We start from the raw sequence: 21108 nt of genomic DNA, 5'->3' as shown, positions 1-21108 counted from the left end.
GGTTTTTTCATGAGCACGAACGCGAACACGGTCACGAGCACCGCGTCCACGACCCTGCGCGACCTGAACGGGCTTGAGGGGCGTCCGGCCCGGCTGGCGGACTCCGTTCTGGTGATGATCGACTTCCAGAACACCTATCGCGCCGGCGTGATGGCCCTGGAGGGTGCCGAGGAGGCGCTCGCGGCGGGCGCCCGGCTGCTGGAGCGCGCCCGCGCCGCAGGTGCGCCGGTGGTCCACATCGTCAACGACGGCGGCGAGGGCACTCCGTACGACGTCCGCACCCGCATCGGCGCCATCAGCGACGAGGTCGCCCCGGCCGAGGGCGAGCCGGTGGTGGTCAAGCAGGCCCCGAACGCCTTCCACGCCACCGAGCTGGAGAAGGTCCTCTCCGGCCTGGGCTTCGGTGTCGGCAGTGGGAAGGGCCTGGTGCTGGCCGGGTTCATGACGCACATGTGCGTGACCTTCACCGCCGAGGGTGCGTTCTACCGCGGTTACCGGCCCACCGTGGTCGGCGAGGCCACCGCCACCCGGGCCCTGGCCGCCCCGGACGGCGCCGTCCTGCCCGCCGCAGTCCTCCAGGCCGCCGCCCTGACCGCGGTCACCGACCTCTTCGGCCTGGTGGTGCCCGGGGTGGACGACCTTCTGTAGCGGTCGTTAGGTAAATCGGGTAGGTTTCTTTCTGTAGCGACCGCTACCGAAAGAAACGGGGGATCCGCATGTCCGCGACCACGACCAGGGCCCGCCGGGCCGACTACGCCCGCACCGTCCGCACCGAGAGCGGCGGCCCCGGCCTGCTGCTGGCCCACGGGGCGGGCGGGTCGGTGGAAGCCAACTTCGGGCCGCTGCTGGACGCGCTCGCCGCCCGGCACAGCGTCGTCGGCGTCGACTACCCCGGCGCCGGGGACACCCCGAGGTCGCAGGAGCCGCTGGAGCTCGACGAGCTGGCCGACCAGCTCGTGGCCGCCGCGGACGCCGAGGGGCTGGAGCGGTTCGCCGTACTCGGCTACTCGCTCGGCGGGAACGTGGCCGTCCGGGTCGCCACCCGGTACCCCGAGCGGGTCACGGCGCTGGTGCTCACCGCGAGCTTCGCGCGGGCCGGCCACGGCTTCGGGCTGCTGGCGGAGCTGTGGTCCGAGCTGGGCCGGCGCGGCGAGAACGAGCTGCTCGCGCGGCTCCTCGTACCGCTCGTCCTCGGTGAGGAGCAGCTGGAGGCGCTGGGTCCCGAGGAGCTGGAGGACGCGGTGCGGGGGACCGCGTCCACGGTGACGCCCGGGAGCGGGGACCAGGCCGCCCTGATCAAGGGGGCGGACCTGCGTCCGGAACTCGCGGGGATCGGCGTACCGGTCCTGGTCGTCGAGACCACCCGGGACCGGCTCGTGCCGCGGGCCGCCCAGCGGGAGCTGGCGGACGCCCTGCCGGACGCGCGGCGAGCGGAACTGCCCACGGGGCACCTTCCGTTCGCCGAGCGCCCGGCGCAATGGGCCGCCCTGGTCACGGAGTTCCTCAGCGCGCGTCCGGCGCGCTGAGGAAGGCCAGCCGGGCCGGCTTCGCCGGGAGGTAGACCTCCGGCAGGTCGATCTCCGGCAGTTCGACCTCGGGGCCGAGCTCGAAGCCGGTCCGCTCCAGCAGGGAGATGGCCTTGGCGTTGCGGGCGTCCGGTTCGGCGACGACGCGGCGGGTGGCGGGGTCGGAGAACAGGTACGCGATGAAGGTGCCCATCAGGGCCCCCGTGAAGCCGTGCCGGACCCCGCCGTGGCTGGGTCCGACCAGCAGGTGCACGCCGACGTCCCCGGGCAGGACGTCGTAGCACTCGCTGACCCGGTCCTCGGCGCACTCGTACGTCTGGAACAGCGCTGCGGGCTCGCCGTCGCGGTGGACCATGAACGCGTGGTGGGTGGTGCGGCGGTCGACGTCCTCGTAGATCTCCTGGACCAGTTCGCGGCTGGCCTCCGCCATGCCCCAGAAGCGCGCCCGCTCCTCGGTGACCCAGGAGTGGATCAGCGCGGAGTCGGCGGCGGGGTCGACGGGGGTGATGGTGACCGTCCCGAAGCCCTCGACGTGCTGGGTGTGGACGGGCGTACGGGTGGACGCGGGGGAGGCGGCGGAGCCGGTGATCATGCGGATTCCTTGGTGAGGCGGGCCCAGTCGGTGACGACGGGGACGAGTTCGCAGCGCGCCCAGAGGGGGAGCTGGTCGCGGTGGTGGGGGGAGCCGGCGACGCCGTCCGCGCCCAGGGGGACGGCCCAGAGGCTGTCCTCGCGTCGGGCCAGGTCCCAGACGTAGCGGGCCGCGGACGCGCGGGCGGCGCGGTCGGTGAAGCCGGGCACCGAGGAGGTGGCGTTGACGCAGTCGTGGTCGCCGCCCAGGCCCGGCCACTCGGCGTCCGGGTCCGGCAGCGCCGACCAGGGTGCGAGGAGGTGGAGCCGGGACCAGGGGGTCTCGTGGGCGCCGGCCGCGGCCGTCTCCTCCAGGGCCGCGCGCACGTGCGCGGCGCGGTCGAGGCCGGGGAGGAGGGTGGTGGTGAGCAGGCCCTCCAGGGCGTAGCCGACGCGGGGCAGGAGGTACAGCCAGGGGTGGAAGACCTCCGGGCCGACGGGGGCCGGGGCCAGGTCCGCGAAGACGGGGTCGGCGCTGAGGCGGCGTACGGTCGCGCTCCGGAAGGCGGCGAAGGCGGCTGCGTCGGTGCTGTCGGCCGCCATGTGCCGGTCCCAGGCGAGGAGCCGCTCGCGGAGCCCGGCGGCGGCGGGGGAGAGGACGTCGGGGGTGGGCAGCAGTGCGAGCAGCGGTTCGGCGGAGGCCAGGTACGTGTCGCCGTGTACGTCGGCCATGGCCTTCGGGGACCAGTCGGCCGAGCCGCTGAGCAGCTCCCGGATCCGGTCCGCGCGGTGCGGGGGCGCGAACTCCACGCCGAGCGGGGACGCGATCCCGCGCGCGTTCGCCATGACGGCGAAGCCCTGGACCGGTTCGGCGGGGGTGGGCGCCCAGCCTTGCCAGGCGTGCCGGGCGTCCCACGCGGGCACCGGCCGGAGCCGGTTCGCGCCGTCGCGCAGCGGGACGGCTCCGGCGACGCGGTGCAGCAGGCCGCCTTCGGAGTCGGCGGCGTGGACGACGTTGACCGGCTCGGCCCAGCCGTCGAGGGCGCGGTCGACGTCGGCGACGGTGCGGGCGCGGAGCAGGGCGGGCAGTGCGGCGAAGCCCAGGTCGCGGCGGACCCGCGGCGGGTAGCGCAGGGCGAGGGCGTCGGCGCCTTCGGGGACGAGGCCGTCGGCGTCGCCGTGGACGACGACCGGGCCGCGCGGGGTCTCCAGGACCTCCACCTCGACGTCGGCGGCGCCGGCCACGGCGATCGTCTCGGTGTGCCGGGCGACGGGCTCCCAGGTGCCGTCGGGGCCGAGTGCCTCCAGGCCGTCGCCGGCGGGGCGCAGGCGCTCGGCGTAGAGGTCCTGGTAGTCGGCCATGGCGTTGGTGATGGCCCAGGCGGCGCTGCCGGTGTGGCCGAAGTGGGCGAGGCCGGGGACGCCGGGGACGGCCAGGCCGAGGACGTCGTACTCGGGGCAGGAGAGGCGTATCTGCTGGTAGACGCCCGGGTCCTCGATGAACCGGTGCGGGTCGCCCGCGATGATCGCCGCGCCGGTGGTGGTCCGGTCGCCCGGGACCAGCCAGCCGTTGCTGCCGGCGGTGCCGGGCCCGTCGGTGGCGAAGAGGGTGGCGGCGCCGTCGCCGAGGACGCGGGCGACGCGCTCGCGCCAGAGCTTCGTGGCGAACCCGGCGAAGAGGATGTGGGTGGCGATCCAGACCGACAGCGGGACCCAGGGCTCCCAGGGGGTGGGGGTGTGGCCGGTGCGGGCGAAGCGCTCGTCGCGGGCGGCGCCTTCGGCCAGCCCGGAGTTGACGCCGTCGACGTAGGCGCGCAGCCAGGCGGCGGTCTCGGGGTCGAGGGCCTCGTGGCAGCGGCGGGCGGTGTCGTCGAGGCGGGCCTGGCGGGCGAAGCGGTCCCAGGGGACGCACTCGGCGCCGAGGAACGCGGCGCTGGAGCCCTGTGCGCGGTGCCGTTCGACCTCGAGCTGCCAGGCCCGGTCGAGGGCGGTGACGCGGCCCTGCGCGTAGGAGAGGCGGATCGGGTCGGAGGCGCGCAGGTGCGGGATGCCCCAGCTGTCGCGGTAGACCTCGTAGGGCTCTGTAGTCACACTGCTCACGTCTCCCCGGGCGTCTTAGGTTAGGCTCGCCTTACTATAAGGGTGTCGGGGGGAGGGGTGGACCTGGCGGTCGGCAAGGGCTGGGAGGGCGTGGTCCTCAAGCTGCTGCGCGGCAAGGACTTCACGTTCACGGTCACCGCGGTGGAGGAGGTCACCGAGCACTTCCGCCGCGTCCGCTTCGGCGACGGCGGGCTGCTGGCCGCCGCCGGCGCCTCGCCGCACCCGACCATGTGGGTCCGGGTCTGGTTCCAGGGCGGCAGCCGTCCGCACCAGCGGGCCTACACGCTGGTGGACCCCGACCCGGTGGCAGGCACCTTCGCCTTCGAGTTCGCCCTGCACGACGGGCTGGCGAGCCGGTGGGCCCGCACGGCCGCGCCGGGCGACACCCTGGAGGCCACCGTCCAGGGCACCGGCTTCACGGCGCCGGACCCGGAGCCGGAGCGGCTGCTGGTGATCGGCGGCCCGGCCTCCCTGCCGGCCGTCAACTCCCTGCTGGACGCCTACCCGAGCACCCCGGCCACCATCCGGTTCGAGACCCGGCACGACTCCGACGCGGACCTGCCCGTACGCGCCGACCCGGGCCGGCACGAGGTCCGGCGGGTGGCGCGCGGCGGTTCGGCGCTGGCCGAACGGGTGCGGGCCGAACTGCCGGAGCTGCTGGGCCCGGACCCGGCCGCCGCGTACGTCTGGCCGGCCTGCGACACGGCGACCACCCGGGACCTGGCGGGATACCTGAAGAAGGACCTGGGCCTGCCGAAGCAGCGCGTCAACAGCCTGGGCTACTGGCGCGCCGCCTAGGACCGTCCTGCGCCCGGCGGCGCTTCGGCCGCGCCCCGGCTACGCGCCGACCGTGCCGTCGACGGCCTCGCGCAGGAAGTCGGCGTGGCCGTTGTGGCGTGCGTACTCATGGATCATGTGGAGCATCACCAGGCGCAGCGAGGCCTCCTGCTCCCACTTGGCGACGTACGCCGTCACGTCCAGGGACCCGGCGGCGGCCTCGACCGCGCGGGAGTGCTCCACCTCCGCCTCCCACGCGTCGAAGGCCTCGGCGCGGGTGGCGGTCGTGGCGTCGTACGCGGCCTGGAAGTCGTGGCCGTCGGACCACAGGTGCGGTACGTCGGCGCCGCCGACCGTGCGCCGGAACCAGTGCCGCTCCACCTCGGCCATGTGCCGCACCAGCCCCAGCAGGGACAGGGTGGACGGCGGCGACGCCTGCCGCCGCAGCTCCTCGTCGCCGAGGCCCTCGCACTTCCAGGCGAGGGTGGCCCGGTGGTAGTCGAGGTACGCCCGGAGCGTTTCGCGCTCCCCGCCGGTCAGCGGCGGCCCGACGCGTTCGGCCTTCTCCCTGCTCTGCGCGTTCTCCATGCTCTCCGCGCTCTCCATGTTCTCCATGGGGGATCCTCCCGCGTGTCAGGCCGTCGGGGAGGGCCAGATGTAAGGCGTCGTCACGCCGAGCACGCCGAAGCCCAGGCGCTCCAGGATCGGGCGGCTGTCGTCCGAGGCGTCCACCTGGAGGTAGGGGATGTTCCGGGCTGCCGCGACACGGGCGCGGTGGGCCACCAGCAGGCGGTAGATGCCGCGGCCGCGCCACTCCGGGGCGGTGCCGCCGCCCCACAGCCCGGCGAAGGCGCTGCCCGGGCGCATCTCCATCCGGGCCGCGCTCACCGGGACGTCCCCGGCCATCGCCAGCACGGCCTCAACGGCGTCCGGCTCGTCCCGCAGCAGGCTGAGCATCTGCTCGCGGATCCGGGGCCGTTCCGTGCCGAAGGCCCGGTGGTGGACCTCCATCATCAGGTCCACGCCGGCCTCGTCCGTGACCACCCGCAGGGTGATCCCCTCCGGCGGCTCCACCGGCAGGGCGGCGAGATCGGCCGTCCGCGCCACCAGCAGTGTCTCCGGGGGCTCCGGTACGAACCCCGCCGCGAGCAGCCGGTCCCCGAGGTCCGCCGGTCGGTCGTGGGAGTACAGCTTCCACTCGAACTCCGGCCCGCCCCCGTCCTCCCCGCGCCCCTCGAAGTACGCCACCTGCGCCGCGATCTCCGCGTCCGCCGTGCCCTCGTCCAGGTCCGACCAGAGCACACCGTTCCAGCCGAGCCCCTGCACGGTCTGGCGCACGACCCGGCCCGCCCGCTCCACCCGCGCGTGCGCGGCGTCGGGCTGCGCGTCGCGCCGCATCTCCGCGTCGTAGCGGTCGCGCACCTTCAGCAGTTCTTCAAGTCCCATCGTCATGCGGGCCAGCTGACCAGGTGCGGGGCCGCGCGGACAACTGCATTAGCCTCGGCCCGTGACTGACGACTCGGCCATCTACACGGGCAAGGCCACCCCCGACGCCGCCGCCGACCGGGGCTGGCTCCTCGGCCACTTCAAGAACGCCGGCGATCCCCGCCACAGCGAGGACGTCGAGATCAAGTGGGGGGTCCACCCCAAGGGCGAGGAACGAGACCGGTGGGTGACCGGCGAGCGCCGCACCGCCCTCCAGGTGCTGATCAGCGGCCGGTTCCGGCTGGAGTTCCCCGGCCGCACCGTGGTCCTCGCCGAGCAGGGGGACTACGTGGTGTGGGGGCGCGGGGTCGACCACTCCTGGTACGCGGAGGAGGACACGGTGGTCCTCACCGTCCGCTGGCCCTCGCTCCCCGGCTACCGGGCCGACGAGCCGTCCGCCCCGGAGCGCCAGTGACCAAGGTCCCGCATCCCGCCACAAGCCTGTGACGATGCACACGAAACCCGCCAACGATCACGAAAGGCTGGAATCGTGTCAATCGAGGTGTAGACCACCCTGGCCGCGGTGGACCTCGCGGCCGAACCTTCACAAGTTCACGAGTTCATGAGTTCTTTGCGTCGGGCTACCTCCCGGTGAAGATCCGAACCACCAGGGAGCACGTCCGTTGGCAGCAATCGCACGGTGGTGCCTGCGGCACCGACTGGTCACCGTCCTGATCTGGCTGCTCGCCCTCGGCGGGACCGCCGCGGCGGCCGGAGCGGCCGGCAACGCGTTCTCCAACGACTACGAGGTCCCCGGCACGGAGTCCGCCAAGGCCCACGCCCTGCTGCGGGACGGCTTCCACGGCCAGGGCGGCGACACCGACACCATCGTGTGGCGGGCCCCGGACCACCGGACGGCACGCACTCCGGAGATAGAACAGCGCATGACCCGGGCCCTGGACGCCGTGTCGGCACTGCCCGGAGTGGCATCCGTCGCGAGCCCCTACGCACCGGGCCCCGCCGGCGCCGCCCAGATCAGCCCCGACGGCCGCACCGCCTACGCGGTGGTCACCTTCGACCGCCAGGCCGACTCCGTACCCAAGGCCCAGGCCAAGGCCGTCGTCGACACCGCGAGGAACGCCACCACCCAGGCCGACGGCCTCCAGGTCGAACTCGGCGGCCGCGCCATCGGCCTGACCGAGGCGCCCAGCGCCCACCTCGCCGAGGTCATCGGCGTCGGCATCGCCGCCGTGGTCCTCTTCCTCGCCTTCGGCTCCCTCGCCGCGAGCCTGCTGCCCATCGCGACCGCCCTCGTCAGCGTCGGCAGCGCCTACTTCGGCATCACCCTCCTCGGCCACACCATGCCCGTCGCCGACTTCGCCCCGATGCTGGGCACCCTCGTCGGCCTCGGCGTCGGCATCGACTACGCCCTGTTCATCGTCACCCGGCACCGCAAGGGCCTCGCGCGCGGCCTCACCGTCGAGGAAGCCGCCGCGAGCGCCGTCGCCACCACCGGCCGGGCCGTCGTGTTCGCCGGGGCCACCGTCTGCATAGCCCTGCTCGGCATGCTGGTGCTGCGGCTGAACTTCCTCAACGGGGTCGCGATAGCCGCGTCCCTCACCGTGATACTCACCGTGGCGGCCTCCGTCACCCTGCTGCCCGCCCTCCTCTCGTACATCGGCATGCGGGCCCTCTCGCGCCGCGAACGGCGCAGGCTCGCCGCCGAGGGCCCCCGGCCCCAGCCGCCCACCGGCTTCGCCGCCCGCTGGTCGGCCTTCGTGGAGCGCCACCCCAAACTGCTCGGACTGGTCGCCGCCCTGGTGATGGCCGTGCTCGCGCTGCCGACCCTCTCGCTCCACCTCGGCACCTCCGACCAGGGCAACAACCCCGCCGCCTCCACCACCCGCAAGGCCTACGACCTGCTGGCCGAAGGCTTCGGGCCCGGCACGAACGGCCCGCTCAGCGTCGTAGCCCGGCTCGACGGGGCCGGGGACCGCGTCGCCTTCGAGCGGCTGACAGAGGCGCTGCGCAGCACCGAGGGCGTCGCCTCCGCCGGCCCGGCCGTCTTCAACCGCAGCGGGGACACCGCCGTCCTCACCGTCGTCCCCGCATCCGCCCCGCAGTCCAGGGCCACGAGCGAACTCGTCGACACCCTGCGCCGGGACGTCATCCCGCGCGCCGGACACGGCAGCACCATGGACGCCCACGTCGGCGGGGTGACGGCCGGCTACGACGACTTCGCCGAGGTGATCGTCGGCAAGCTGCCGCTCTTCGTCGGGGTGGTCATCGCGCTCGGCTGCTCCCTGCTGCTGCTCGCCTTCCGGTCCATCGGCATCCCGCTCAAGGCCGCCGCCATGAACGTCGCCGCCGTCGCCTCCTCCTTCGGCGTCGTCGTCGTGATCTTCCAGTGGGGCTGGGGGAGCGAACTGCTGGGCCTGGGCAGCGCCGGGCCGATCGAGCCCTTCCTCCCGGTGATCATGGTGTCGGTGCTCTTCGGGCTCTCCATGGACTACCAGGTCTTCCTGGTCAGCCGGATGTACGAGGAGTGGCTCGAAACCGGTGACAACAGGCGGGCCGTCCGCGTGGGCCTCGCCGAGACCAGCCGGGTGATCAACTCGGCGGCCGTCATCATGATCTCCGTCTTCCTGGCCTTCGTGCTCAGCGGCGACCGGCTCATCGCGATGTTCGGCATCGCTCTCGCCGCCGCCGTCGCGCTCGACGCCTTCGTCCTGCGCACCCTGCTCGTCCCGGCGCTCATGCACATGCTCGGCGGCGCGAACTGGTGGATCCCCGCCTGGCTCGACCGCCGGCTGCCCCGCATCAGCATCGAGCCGCCGGAACGCACCACTCCCCGTGCGACACTTCCGTCGCAGCGCCCGGAGGCCGACCACGCCGAACCGGCCCGCACGCCCCGCTGACCGGTCACGAGCCGTAAGGAAGCACCGATGTTCGCGATAGACCTGGCCGACGACGCCCAGCTGTTCCCGCTGGAGGTGTGGCACGCCGAGGAGTTCCTGGCGCACATGGACCGGGGCCGCGAGTTCATCGGCCGGTTCATCGGCCTCCCGGACCGCGTCACCGACCTCGAATCGGCGCGGCACCTGCTCGGCTCCAAGGCGGAGGAGGCCGCCAAGGACGGCGCCCGGCTCTACGGCATCCGCGTCCAGGGCACCCTCGTCGGCGGGGTCCTCTTCCGGACCTTCGACGCCGCCGCCGGCAACTGCGAGGTCGGCTGCTGGCTGGAGCCCGCCGGGGCCGGGCGGGGCCTGGTCACCAAGGCCTGCCGGATCCTGATCGACTGGGCCTTCGACGTGCGCGGCATGCACCGCGTGGAGTGGCACGTGGCCGCCGGCAACGAGAAGAGCATCGCCGCCGCCGAACGCCTCGGACTGACCCGCGAGGGCGTCATGCGGCAGAACCACCTCCACCGCGGCGTCCGCCAGGACACCGAGGTCTGGGCCGTCCTCGCCCCCGAACGGGCCGCCGCCCGCAAGGCGTAGCCACCACTGCCGGAGGCCCGCGGCCCACGGCCGGCCGGGCTTCCGGCGCCCTCTCAGGAACCTCTCAGAAACGCCGCCTACGGTGCCCGGCATGGACACCACGAAGACCCCCGTCCCGGCCGCCCCCGACGCGGACGCGGACACCCCCGACGAGGCCGCCACCCCCGGGACGGCAGCCGCCGAGCCCGCCGCGGACCCCGCCGGCGAGCGGGCCGCCACCCCTGAGGACACCGAGGACACCGACGGCCTCGACGAGGACGCCCCCGAACGGAGCACCGGCGTCGGAGCCGCCGCATCCGCCGTCGTCGCCGCGGGTCTCGGCCTCGTCGCCCTCAGCGGCAGCTGGGTCTCCCGCGTCGCCGCCGAACGCCAGACCCTCATCGGCCAGATCGAATCGGTCAGCGCGACCACCGCCAAGGAGAAGATCGCCGCCCTGTACGGCGACGCCTGGCACATGACCGCCCTCGTCAACGGTGTCCTCTCCACCCTCGCCCTCCTCATCGCCGTCTTCGTCCTCGCCGCCCCCGCCTTCGGCGCCCCCGGCCGGGTCCACCCCGCCTGGGTCCGCTCCGTCTCCTGGGCCGCCGTGGCCCTCGGCCTCCTCGGGGTCCTGCTCTTCGGACTCATGTACTTCGACCTGCTCTTCCCCCTCCCCACGGCCGCCCAGTAGGCACCGCCTTACGGGATTCCCCGCCGGGCCTTAGGCCGCCCGAGGCCGCCTCAGGGTCCCCGGACCCCGGCCTAAGGACCCCGGGACCGCGGAGATGCGGCATGAGCCCCATGTGCCGCACCCCTCTGGGAAGCGAATCTTGGATCACACCGAACGAGGTGCCCGAGAAAAGCAACCAGGGAGAACGAGATGTTCGAGTACGAGATCGCCACCGCCCGCCGCGCCGACCTCATCCGCGAGGCCGACCGGTACCGGATCGCCCGGGAGGCCAAGAAGGCCGCCCGCTCCTCTCGGAGCCAGGAATCCGAGAGGACGGTGAGTCGCCACCGGGGCCTGTTCACCCGCGCCGCGTAACCCGCGCCGCGGACCACGTGGACCGACCCGATATGACGAGCGCACCGATAACGACTGCCGCAGGGCCGTACCCGTGTGCGATGCTCGGCGGCGTGGAGACCAGATCTGTCAGCCCGGTGTTCGTCGGCCGAGCCGACGAACTGGCCGCACTCGTGGACGCCCTGGCGCGCGCCGCCGGCGAAGAGCCGCAGGCCCTGCTCATCGGAGGAGAGGCCGGAGTCGGCAAGACCCGCCTGACCGAGGAGTTCCTCACGGAGGCCGCCCGCCGCGGCGCCGTGGTGGCGGTCGGAGGCTGTGTGGAGATAGGGGCGGAGGGACTTCCCTTCGCCCCCTTCTCCACTGCCCTGCGCACCCTCCTCCGCCTGCTCCCCGACGAACTGGCCGCGGCCGCCGCCGGCCAGGAGGACGAACTCGCCCGCATCCTCCCCGAACTCGGCGAGACCCCCCGCGGCCCCCACGACGAGGAGAGCACCGCCCGCCTCTTCGAACTGACCGCCAGGATGCTGGAACGGCTCGCGGCCGGCCGCACCGTCGTGCTCGTCCTGGAGGACCTGCACTGGGCGGACACCTCCACCCGGCACCTGCTCGCCTACCTCTTCCGCACCCTCGCCCGGGGCCGGCTCGTCCTCGTCGCGACCTACCGCGCCGACGACATCCACCGCCGCCACCCGCTGCGCCCGCTGCTCGCCGAACTCGACCGGCTCCGCACCGTCCAGCGCATCGAACTGTCCCGCTTCAACCGGGCCGAGGTACGCCGCCAGCTCGCCGGGATCCTCGCCTCGCGGCCCGAGGAGAGCTTCGTCGACTCCGTCTTCGACCGCTCCGACGGCAACGCCTTCTTCGTCGAGGAACTCGTCGCCTCCCAGGAGAGCGGCTGCCGCACCGGGCTCACCGAATCCCTGCGCGACCTCCTGCTCGTCCGCGTCGAGGTACTGCCCGACGCCGCCCAGCGCGTGGTGCGCATCGTCGCCGAGGGCGGCTCCACCGTCGAGTACGCCCTGCTGCGCGCCGTGGTCCGGCTCGGCGAGGACGAACTCATAGAGGCCCTGAGGGCCGCAGTCGGCGCCAACATCCTCCTCGCCACCAGCGACGGCGACGGCTACCGCTTCCGCCACTCGCTGGTCCGCGAGGCGGTCAGCGACGACCTGCTGCCCGGCGAGCGCGCCCGCGTCAACCGCCGCTACGCCGAGGCCATGGAAGAGGACGAAACGCTGGTCCGCGCCGAGGAGCGGGTCATCCGGCTGGCCAACTACTGGTACGCGGCCAACGACCCCGCCAAGGCCCTGCCCGCGGTCCTCGCCGCCTCCGTCACCGCCCGCCGGCGGCACGCCTACGCCGAGCAGCTCAGCCTGCTGGAACGGGCCATGGACCTGTGGGACAGCGTCCCCGACGAGGTCCGCGCCGACCTGCGCCCCGCGGACTACACCGAGGTCTACCCGCCCTGCGGCTGCGACCCGGCCACCACCCCGCTCCAGCGCCTCGACCTGCTCGCCGAGGCCACCGTCGCCGCCCGCTTCGGCGGCGATCGCGAACGCGCCCTGAAACTCACCAAGCTGGCCCTGCGCACCCTCGACGAGGACGGCGACGACCCGCTGCGCGCCGCCTGGTTCTGGACCGAGCGCTCCCGCCTCGTCGCCAACCTCGGCCGGGGCGACGGCTGGCACGAGATCGCCACCGCCCAGGAACTGGTCAAGGGGCTGCCCCCGTCCCAGGTGCACGCCGACGTCCTCGTCCGGGCCGCGGGCTGGGGCATGCTCCACAACCCCGGCCCCGGAAACCTCGCCGCCGCCGAACGGGCCGTGGAGTACGCCCGCATGATCGGTGCCGAGGAGACCGAGCTCAACGCCCGGATCACCTACGGCTGCCTGCTCACCGACTCGGGCGACGACACCACCGGCCTCGACGAACTGCACGCGGTCAAGGACCGGGCCGCCGAACTCGGCCTCACCGTGGTCGCGGGTCGCGCTCACGTCAACATCACCTCTCAACTCGAAGCCATGGGCCGGTCCCGCGAAGCCGTGGAACTGGCAGAACAAGGGGTCGAACTCGTCAGCAGGTCCCGGCTCCTGGACACCGAGGCCTGGGTCTGCGGGAACATGGCGGAGAGCCTCTACAGCCTCGGCCGCTGGGAGGAGGCCACCGAGGCCGCCCGCCGCACCCTGCGCGTGGGCCAGAGCGCCGCCCCGCGCGGCGCCGCCTCCGCCCGCCTGGCCTACCTGGCCCTGGCCCGCGGCGAACTCACCGAGGCCGCCCAGCAGCTCGCCGCCGCCCACGCCCACTTCGGCACCCACGACCGCCAGCCGCAGCGCCGGCTCCCGCTCTACCGGCTGGCCATCGGACTGGCCGACGGAGAGGGCCGGATAGCCGACGTCCGCGCCGAGACCGCCGACGCCGTGGCCCACGGCTTCCCCCTCGGCCAGCACCGCTACGCCTGGCCGCTGCTGCTTGCCTCCGCCTCCGCCGAGGCGGACGCCCGGGGCCTGCCCGTGGCCGACGCCGGCCGTGACGCCGCCCTGGAGGTGCTGCGCACCGCCGCCCGGACCCTGGCGACCCCGGTCCCCGTATGGGCCGCGCACGCCGAGTACCTGCGGGCCGAACTGCTCCGCGCCGAGGCCCGGGACACCGTCGCTGACTGGACCGCGGTCGAGGCCGCCGTACGCCCGCTCCAGCGCCCGTACCTGCTCGCCCGCGCCCGCCACCGGCTCGCCGAGGCGCTGCTCCTCTCGGGCGGGGACCGCGAGACGGCCGCCGACCTGCTACGGGACGCCCACGCCGCCGCCGACCGGCTCGGCGCCCGACGGCTCCGGGAGGACCTGGCGCTGCTCGCGCAGCGCGCCCGGCTCCCGCTGACCGCCGAGGAGGCCCACCCGGCCGCCCCGGTACCGGACACCGACCCCATCGAGGCCCTGGGGCTCACCAGCCGCGAACGGGACGTCCTGCGCCTCGTCGCGACGGGCAGCACCAACCGCCGGATAGCGGAGGAGCTCTTCATCTCCCCGAAGACGGCCAGCGTGCACGTCTCGAACATCCTGGCCAAGCTCGGAGTCGCCGGCCGGGGGGAGGCCGCGGCCCTCGCCCACCGGCTGCGCCTCTTCACCACCCCCCTCGCCCCGGCGTCCCACACGCCCCCGGGCCCGGGAGGACGCTCCTAGAGCGTGTCCTCGCCCGGGTCGGCCGCGCCGTGCTCGGCGGCCTCGGCCGGGCGTATGAGCACCTTGCCGGAGTCGAGGTCTATGGGGCCCCGTCCCGGATCGCCGTCACCGACGTCGGTCCGGGACAGCTCCAGCCGCTTCTTCTCCTCGTGCGCGTGCTTGCGTCCCGGGTTGAACAGCTCCTCGATCATGTTGAACACCGCGCCCACCCTGCCTTCCGCCCCCTCCGGGGCCGCTCAGGTCACCGCACCGTCAGTCTCAGGATCCTGTCGTCGCCCGACTCCGGCGACCCGCGTCCGTCCGTCTCGCTCGTGACCAGCAGCAATCCGTCCCCGCCCAGGGGCACCACCGTGCGCAGCCGGCCGTACTTCCCCTGGAGGAAGGCCTCCGGCTCCGCCGCCGCAGCGGTGCCCTTCAGCGGGATCCGCCACAGCCGCTCGCCCTTCAGTCCGGCCATCCAGATCGAGCCCTCCGCCCAGGCGATTCCGCTCGGCGAGGCCTCGTCCGTCTTCCACACCGCCACCGGATCACGGAATCCCGCCTTGCCGGCCTTCCCCTCCGCCTCCGGCCAGCCGTAGTTCCCCCCGGGCTCGATGAGGTTCAGCTCGTCCCAGGTGCGCTGGCCGAACTCGGACGCCCAGAGGCGCTTGTCCTTGTCCCAGGCGAGGCCCTGCACATTGCGGTGCCCGTAGGAGTAGACGATCGAGCCGGCCTCCGGATTCCCGTGCACCGGCTTCCCGTCAGGGGTCATCCGCAGGACCTTCCCGCCCAGCGATTTCCTGTCCTGCGCCAGCCCCGTGTTCCCGGTCTCGCCCGTGCCGGCGTAGAGCATCCGGTCCGGACCGAAGGCGATCCGGCCGCCGTTGTGGATGAGCCCCTTGGGAATCCCCCGCAACACCGTGTCGGGCGCCCCCAGTTGCTGCCCGGCCGGTCTCTGCTCGTCATACCGCATCCGGGCGATGCGGTTGTCGGACTCGGTCGTGAAGTACGCGTAGACCATCCGGTCCGAGGCGAAGTCCGGGGACAGCGCGAGCCCCAGCAGCCCGCCCTCCCCGCCCGGGGCCACCCCGGGGACCTTGCCGATCTGCGTCACCGCGCCCGTGTCCGTCCGCACCCGGCTGATGGTGCCCTTGTCCCGGGAGGCGACCAGGAGGTCCCCGCCGGGAAGCGGAGCCACGCCCCAGGGGGACTCCAGGCCCTTGGCCGCCTCGCCCGACACCGTCACCGAACCCTTCGCGGGCGGCCCCGAGCCCTCCGGCGCCCCGGACGCCCCCGAGGACGCCGCTCCCGCCGGCGGCGAGCCCGGCGGGGAACCGCCCGGCCCGGCCCGCTCGCCCTCCGGCGGGGAACAGCCCGCCGCCAGCAGGGCGCCGCACCCGGCCAGCGCGAGCGCCGCCAGCACGCCCCGGCGCCGCGCGCCCGTGCCCCCGTACCCCGGCGCCTCCCCGAAGCCCCGCACCGCCCCGCCCCTGTGGAACTGCCCGTACCGCATCGTCCCGCTCCCCTCCGGTCGTCCGTCCCCTGTCCGGTGTCCTCCAGTCCTGCCCTTCACCACTCTCAACAGACCCGGCCGGTCCCGAAGTTCCACCCCTCGTACACCCGATCGAGTGGACCTGCCCCACCGGAAGGCGAACCGGACCTAGTCCCAGGCTCCCACCGCCGCCGGCAGCGCCGCTATCTCGGCCAGCTCCGCGCCCGTGAGCCGCACCTCCGCTGCCCGGGCGTTCTCCGCCGCCCACCGCGCCCGCTCCGCCCCCGGTACCGGCACCACGTGCGGCCCCTGCGCCAGCACCCAGGCCAGCGCCACCTGCGCCGCCGTGACCTCGGGCCCGTGCCGCCGGGCCATCCGCCGCAGCCCCGCCACCAGCACCTGGTTGGAGGCCATCGCGTGCGCCGTGAACCGCGGGTGCCGCGCCCGTACGTCAGCCTCCTCGAAGCCCTGCCCCGGAGTCAGCGTCCCGGTCAGGAACCCGCTGCCCAGCGGCATCGCCGCCAGCATCCCCACCCCCCGCGCCGCACACCACGGCAGCAGCTGCCACGCCGCCTCCGGCGACCACACCGACAGCTCCGCCTGCACCGCCGTCACCGGGAACACCTGCTGGACCCGCTCCAGGTGCCGCAGCGTCGTGCGGTACCCCCGGTCCCCTCGCCGGCCCGCGCCCGGTCCGGCCCCCGCGCCCAGCGCGCAGAACCCCAGCGCCCGCACCTTCCCCGCCTGCACCAGCTCCGCCATGGCGCCCCAGGTCTCCTCCACCGGCACCTCCGGATCCACCCGGTGCAGCTGGTACAGGTCTATGACGTCGGTCCGCAGCCGCCGCAGCGAGGCGTCGCACGCCCGCCGCACGTACCCCGGCCGCCCGTCGGCCACCACGTGCCCCTCGCCCGCCCGCAGCCCCACCTTGGCGGACACGAAGGCCTCGGGCCGCCGCTCCCGCAGCACCCGGCCCAGCACCAGCTCGTTGGTGTAGGGCCCGTACAGGTCGGCCGTGTCCAGCAGGTTCGCCCCGAGGTCCAGTGCCGTGTGCAGGGTGCGCAGCGACTCCTCGCCCCTCCGGAGCGAAGGCGCGTAGGCCCAGCTCATCGGCATGCAGCCGAGCCCTATGGCTCCTACCGTCAGCGGTCCCGACCCGATCGACCTGCGCTCCACCCCTGCGTCCCCCTTCCGGCCCGGTCCCGGTCCGGCCCTCAAAGTAACGGCTTGATCCAGTTCCCTTCGCATAGCCTCGTGATCATGACTGCAACGACCGGGGACGTCTGGCTCCCCTTCCCGCCCGGAGAGATCGACGGCCTCCCCGACTGCTTCCGCTACCGCCAGTGGGACGGCGAGGACACCTTTCCGGCCGACCCGGCCGACTGCGTCTTCTACGTCACCCCGTACATGAAGTCCCAGGCGGTGACCCTGCGTCCGCTCCCGCGGATGGCCGCCCTGCGGGTGGTGCAGACCCTCACCGCCGGCATCGACCACGTCCTGCCCGGCCTCGGCGACCTCCGCCCGGGCGTCCGGCTGTGCAACGCCCGCGGCGTCCACGAGGCCAGCACCGCCGAGCTCGCCCTCACCCTCGTCCTCGCCTCCCTGCGCGGCATCCCCGGCATGGTGCGCGGACAGGACCGCGAGGAGTGGCGCGGCGGCTTCTACGACGCCCTCGCGGACAGGTCCGTCCTGATCGTCGGCTACGGGGCGATCGGCGCGGCCGTCGAGGACCGGCTCGCCCCCTTCGAGTGCGGGCGGATCACGCGCGTCGCGCGCTCGGCCCGCACCGCCCCGCACGGGCCGGTCCACGCCCTCGCCGACCTCCCCGGCCTCCTCCCCGGCGCGGACGTGGTCGTCCTCACCACCCCCCTGACCGAGGACACCCGGGGACTCGTCGACGCCGCCTTCCTCGGGCGGATGAAGGACGGCGCCCTCCTCGTGAACGTCTCGCGCGGGCCGGTCGTCGACTCCGCGGCCCTGCTGGCGGAGCTGGACTCCGGCCGGCTGCGGGCCGCGCTCGACGTCACGGACCCGGAACCGCTCCCCGCGGGCCACCCCCTCTGGCGCGCCCCGAACCTCCTGATCACCCCTCACGTGGGCGGCAGCAGTTCGGCGTTCGAACCCAGGGCCAAGCGGCTCGTGGCCCGCCAGCTCGCCCGGTTCGCCGCCGGGGAGGAGGTCCACAACACCGTCCTGATCAAGGACTGACGCGGGCGCGTCCCACACTTCGGAACGGCGCGTGGCTACGCTGGGCGACGAAGCGTACGCGACCGGTGGCCAGGACCCCCCTCTTGGTGACGGAGCGTAGAGGAGCTATGTCGCTGAGTGACGAAAGTGGTGTATCGTCCGGAACAAGGGGCTGCGCCACGTACGTATGGCGCTGGGGAGTGATCGGACACTTTGGGGGGCGACGGGCGATGCACGGCCAATGGACGAAGGATCCGATGCGGCAGGGCCGCCGGAGGCGACGCCGCCGAGACTGGGCTGCACCGGAAGCGGCCGGCGAGGGGCACCGGTGAGCGCCCCGGGGGCGGCGCTGCTGACCCGGCCGCCGGTCACCGGCGGAGGGGGCCGGGGCCTCGCGGCGCAACTCCTCCTCGCACTGGTCAGCGGCGGCTACGCCGTCGGGGCCGCCCTCGGCTGGGGGTCGGACGAACTCGCCAAGATCATGGGCGACTTCGGACTCAGCGCCGCCGGATTACTGGCCGCCGTCTCCTGCTACCACTACGCACGCGCGATCGACCGGCGCGAACGCCCCGCCTGGCTGATGTTCGCCTTCTCCTCGCTCATGGGCTGCCTGGGGAACGCCGTCTGGGGCTGGTACGAGGTGGTCCTCGGCCGGCAGGTCCCCGAGCCCTCGCTCGCCGACTTCGCCTTCCTCTGCTTCGCACCGCCCGCCATCGTGGGCCTGCTCGTCCTCGCCAAACGCCCGGTCACCCGGGCCGGATGGGTCTGCCTCGGCCTCGACTCCTGGCTCATCGGCGGCTCGCTGCTGACCCTGTCCTGGAGCCTGGCCCTCGCCAACGCCGCCCGCACCGCCCAGTCGGGCGCCCCCGGCAGCGTGCCGCGCGCCGCGCTCTCGCTCGCGTACCCGCTGCTCGACATCGCCCTCGTCTCGATGGTCCTGGTGCTGCACTTCCGGCGCTCGGCGAACAACCGCTCGGCGGTCAACACGGCGATCGCGGCCCTCGCCCTGACCGTCCTGAGCGACGCACTGTTCACCTCGCCGCTGCTCAACACCACCTACAGCTCGGGGGAGATCCTCGACGCCGGCTGGTTCGCGGGCTCGCTGCTGCTCGCCTACGCCCCCTGGGGCGCCCGCCGGCCCGAGCCCGTGCCGCGCCCCGCGCCCCCGCGCCCGGACCGCCCGCACAGCCGCCCCATCACCGGCTCGCTGCCCGCGCTCACCCCGTACCTCGCGGCCGCCGTCTGCACCCTCGGCATCCTCTACAACGTCGTGGACGGCCGGAAGGTGGACCGGATGGTGGTCTTCACCGGCTGCACCGTCGTCCTCGCCCTCGTCATCCGGCAGGGCATCATGCTCCTCGACAACATCGCGCTCACCCAGGAACTGGCCCAGAAGGAGAACCACTTCCGCTCCCTGGTGCAGGGCTCCAGCGACGTCATCATGATCGCCGCGCCCACCGGGACCCTGCGCTACGTCAGCCCCGCCGCCGCCGGGGTCTACGGCCGCGAGGCGGAGGAACTGGTCGGCACCGAGCTCGCCGCCCTGATCCACCCCGACGACCTCGGCCGGGTGGTCCACGAGGTACGCCGCTTCCTGGCCGCCCCGCCCGCCGAGGAGCCCACCACCCGCATCGAGTGCCGGTTCAAGTCGGGCGGCGGCGAGTGGCTGAACGTGGAGTCCACCGTCAACCGCCACCAGGGCGGCCTCATCCTCAACAGCCGCGACGTCACCGAGCGGGTCCGCCTCCAGGCGCAGCTCCAGCACAGCGCCGAGCACGACCCGCTCACCGACCTGCCCAACCGGGCCCTGTTCACCCGCCGCGTCCGGCAGGCCCTCACCGGCCGCCGGGCCGGCGACCACAGCACCGCCGTGCTCTTCATCGACCTCGACGGCTTCAAGGCCGTCAACGACACCATCGGCCACCAGGCCGGCGACGAGCTCCTCGTCGAGGCCGCCCGCCGCCTCCAGGACGCCGTCCGGGCCGGGGACACCGCCGCCCGGCTCGGCGGCGACGAGTTCGCCGCGCTGATCCTCGGCGACGGCAGCCGCGACCGCAGCGCCCGCGAGTACCAGGTCCACGACATCGCCGACCGGCTGCGCGCCACCCTCTCCCAGCCCTACCGCATCGCGGGGAGCGAGGTCCGGGTGGCCGCCAGCATCGGGGTCGCCTTCGCCGACCCCGGCATCACCCCTTCGGACCTGATGCGCAACGCGGATCTCGCGATGTACCGGGCCAAGGCGGGAGGCAAGGACCGGGTCGAGCTGTACGCGCCCCAGATGCAGGCCGAGGTCGTGCGCAAGGCCGAGCTGGCCGGGCGGCTGCGCACCGCGCTGCACGAGGGCGAGTTCGCCCTGCTGCACCAGCCCGTGGTCTCCCTGGCCACCGGCGAGGTCTCCGCCGTCGCCGCCCAGGCCCGCTGGCGCTCCGCCCAGGGGATCCTCTTCACCCCGGCCGAGTTCCTCCGGGTGGCCGAACACAGCGAGGGCGGGACGGGGGCCGGACCGGACGGCTCGCGCACCGCGGAACTGGGCCGTTGGCTCCTGGAGGAGGCCGTCGAGCAGGCCGCCGAGCGGCACCGGGCCGGGCACGACGTACCAGTGGCCGTCCGGATGACCGCCCAGCGGATGCTGGACCGCTCCGTTCCCGGCGGCAGCGTGGAGGCGCTGCTGACCCGCCACGGGCTGCCCTCCGGCTCCCTGGTGCTCGAACTGGCCGCCTCCGACCCCAGGGTGCCCTTCGACGAGCTGGAGCGCCGCCTGACGGCCCTGCACCGGCTCGGCGTACGGATCGCCCTGGACGGCTTCGGCAGCGGCTACGCGGCCATCAGCGCCCTCCGCAGGCTCCCGGTGGACCTCCTCAAGCTGGACCGGGGCCTGGTCGAAGGGGTGGTCGAATCGGCCAGGCTGCACAAGATCACGGCCGGATTGTTGCGGATCGCAAACGACCTCGGCATGCAGTCCGTGGCCGAAGGGGTGGACCTCCCCGAGCAGGTGCTGGCGCTGCGGGCCATGGGCTGCACCCACGGCCAGGGCGCGGCCTTCTCCGGACCACTCGACGAATACAGGCTGCGGCGCGCGCTCGCGAGAGGTACGTTCCCAGTACCGGGCGGTACGGCCCAGCCCGCCTTGGCCGGCGGCTCGTCCGGTGGCTCGATGGTCATCCATAGAGGCTCAAATAATGAGACGCCCGTCCCACCCGCTTGACATCCACCTCCCGCCGGAGGGAGGGTCAATGCCATGCGCACCCGAATTCTCGTACTTGGAAAGCGCGTCGGCTGAAGCTGGGGCCTGCATGTCCCCGCTCGACACCACCGACGCGCTCCCCTCGCTTGCCACCCGGCACGAGGGGTTTTTTGTTGCACTGGCACACGCATC

At 73.9% G+C, this 21108-nt stretch carries 18 protein-coding genes; 11 read left to right on the top strand and 7 right to left on the bottom strand.

Annotated features, from left to right (window positions below; genetic code table 11):
- Positions 1–9: 9 nt before the first annotated feature.
- Positions 10–648 (top strand): isochorismatase family protein, encoded by a 639-nt coding sequence (locus ACZ597_RS01105; protein ID WP_471323311.1) that lies wholly within the window; start codon positions 10–12, stop codon positions 646–648.
- Between the two features lie 68 nt (positions 649–716).
- On the top strand, positions 717–1526 hold the full coding sequence (locus ACZ597_RS01100; protein ID WP_471323309.1) for an alpha/beta fold hydrolase: 810 nt from the start codon (positions 717–719) through the stop codon (positions 1524–1526).
- Here ACZ597_RS01100 and ACZ597_RS01095 read toward each other — a convergent pair.
- Both ACZ597_RS01095 and ACZ597_RS01090 read right to left on the bottom strand, forming a co-directional pair.
- Positions 1504–2118, bottom strand: coding sequence for a GNAT family N-acetyltransferase (locus tag ACZ597_RS01095; RefSeq protein ID WP_471323307.1), 615 nt, complete (start codon positions 2116–2118; stop codon positions 1504–1506). The two genes, ACZ597_RS01100 and ACZ597_RS01095, sit on opposite strands and share 23 nt — an antisense overlap.
- Positions 2115–4187 (bottom strand): penicillin acylase family protein, encoded by a 2073-nt coding sequence (locus ACZ597_RS01090; RefSeq protein WP_471323305.1) that lies wholly within the window; start codon positions 4185–4187, stop codon positions 2115–2117. The genes ACZ597_RS01095 and ACZ597_RS01090 overlap by 4 nt, the downstream gene beginning before the upstream one ends.
- Positions 4188–4259: 72 nt before the next feature.
- Between ACZ597_RS01090 and ACZ597_RS01085 the strand changes: the two genes are divergently transcribed.
- The gene (locus ACZ597_RS01085; protein ID WP_471325052.1) at positions 4260–4994 is read left to right on the top strand and encodes a siderophore-interacting protein; all 735 of its coding nucleotides are present in this window, start codon (positions 4260–4262) and stop codon (positions 4992–4994) included.
- Between the two features lie 39 nt (positions 4995–5033).
- On the opposite strand, the gene ACZ597_RS01080 is transcribed toward ACZ597_RS01085, so the two are convergent.
- Both ACZ597_RS01080 and ACZ597_RS01075 read right to left on the bottom strand, forming a co-directional pair.
- Positions 5034–5588 carry a DinB family protein gene (locus ACZ597_RS01080; protein ID WP_471323303.1) on the bottom strand — a complete coding sequence of 185 codons (555 nt, stop codon included), beginning with the start codon at positions 5586–5588 and terminating at the stop codon, positions 5034–5036.
- Positions 5589–5606: 18 nt separating this feature from the next.
- Positions 5607–6419: a GNAT family N-acetyltransferase gene (locus ACZ597_RS01075; RefSeq protein WP_471325050.1), complete on the bottom strand. Its 813-nt coding sequence runs from the start codon at positions 6417–6419 to the stop codon at positions 5607–5609.
- A gap of 61 nt (positions 6420–6480) precedes the next feature.
- On the opposite strand from ACZ597_RS01075, the gene ACZ597_RS01070 reads away from it, so the two are divergent.
- The 6 genes from ACZ597_RS01070 (at position 6481) to ACZ597_RS01045 (ending at position 14074) form a co-directional block, all read left to right on the top strand.
- Positions 6481–6873 carry a cupin domain-containing protein gene (locus ACZ597_RS01070; RefSeq protein WP_471323301.1) on the top strand — a complete coding sequence of 131 codons (393 nt, stop codon included), beginning with the start codon at positions 6481–6483 and terminating at the stop codon, positions 6871–6873.
- Between the two features lie 208 nt (positions 6874–7081).
- Positions 7082–9316, top strand: coding sequence for an MMPL family transporter (locus tag ACZ597_RS01065; RefSeq protein WP_471323298.1), 2235 nt, complete (start codon positions 7082–7084; stop codon positions 9314–9316).
- A 27-nt stretch (positions 9317–9343) separates the two neighbouring features.
- Positions 9344–9898: a GNAT family N-acetyltransferase gene (locus tag ACZ597_RS01060; protein WP_471323295.1), complete on the top strand. Its 555-nt coding sequence runs from the start codon at positions 9344–9346 to the stop codon at positions 9896–9898.
- Between the two features lie 91 nt (positions 9899–9989).
- Positions 9990–10568 carry a hypothetical protein gene (locus ACZ597_RS01055; RefSeq protein WP_471323292.1) on the top strand — a complete coding sequence of 193 codons (579 nt, stop codon included), beginning with the start codon at positions 9990–9992 and terminating at the stop codon, positions 10566–10568.
- Between the two features lie 189 nt (positions 10569–10757).
- Positions 10758–10922: a hypothetical protein gene (locus ACZ597_RS01050; RefSeq protein ID WP_471323290.1), complete on the top strand. Its 165-nt coding sequence runs from the start codon at positions 10758–10760 to the stop codon at positions 10920–10922.
- Positions 10923–11002: 80 nt separating this feature from the next.
- Positions 11003–14074, top strand: a complete 3072-nt coding sequence (locus ACZ597_RS01045) for an ATP-binding protein (protein ID WP_471323287.1) — start codon at positions 11003–11005, stop codon at positions 14072–14074.
- Here ACZ597_RS01045 and ACZ597_RS01040 read toward each other — a convergent pair.
- The 3 genes from ACZ597_RS01040 to ACZ597_RS01030 all read right to left on the bottom strand — a co-directional run bounded on the left by ACZ597_RS01040 (position 14071) and on the right by ACZ597_RS01030 (position 16721).
- Positions 14071–14274: a DUF6191 domain-containing protein gene (locus ACZ597_RS01040; protein ID WP_471323284.1), complete on the bottom strand. Its 204-nt coding sequence runs from the start codon at positions 14272–14274 to the stop codon at positions 14071–14073. The genes ACZ597_RS01045 and ACZ597_RS01040 overlap by 4 nt on opposite strands.
- Before the next feature lie 41 nt (positions 14275–14315).
- A complete protein-coding gene (locus tag ACZ597_RS01035; RefSeq protein ID WP_471323281.1) occupies positions 14316–15566 on the bottom strand; it encodes a PQQ-dependent sugar dehydrogenase in 1251 nt (416 codons plus the stop codon).
- A gap of 147 nt (positions 15567–15713) precedes the next feature.
- Positions 15714–16721 carry an aldo/keto reductase gene (locus ACZ597_RS01030; RefSeq protein ID WP_471323278.1) on the bottom strand — a complete coding sequence of 336 codons (1008 nt, stop codon included), beginning with the start codon at positions 16719–16721 and terminating at the stop codon, positions 15714–15716.
- Between the two features lie 84 nt (positions 16722–16805).
- Between ACZ597_RS01030 and ACZ597_RS01025 the strand changes: the two genes are divergently transcribed.
- Together ACZ597_RS01025 and ACZ597_RS01020 are read left to right on the top strand one after the other, a co-directional pair.
- Complete coding sequence (locus ACZ597_RS01025) at positions 16806–17753, top strand: 2-hydroxyacid dehydrogenase (RefSeq protein ID WP_471323275.1); 948 nt, start codon at positions 16806–16808, stop codon at positions 17751–17753.
- A 307-nt stretch (positions 17754–18060) separates the two neighbouring features.
- Positions 18061–20937 carry a putative bifunctional diguanylate cyclase/phosphodiesterase gene (locus tag ACZ597_RS01020; protein ID WP_471323272.1) on the top strand — a complete coding sequence of 959 codons (2877 nt, stop codon included), beginning with the start codon at positions 18061–18063 and terminating at the stop codon, positions 20935–20937.
- The last annotated feature ends 171 nt before the right edge of the window (positions 20938–21108 follow it).

Source organism: Streptomyces sp. NPDC040718 (assembly GCF_055593565.1).
Note: the sequence above shows the minus strand (reverse complement) of the source record. Positions and strands in the feature narration are given on the sequence as shown.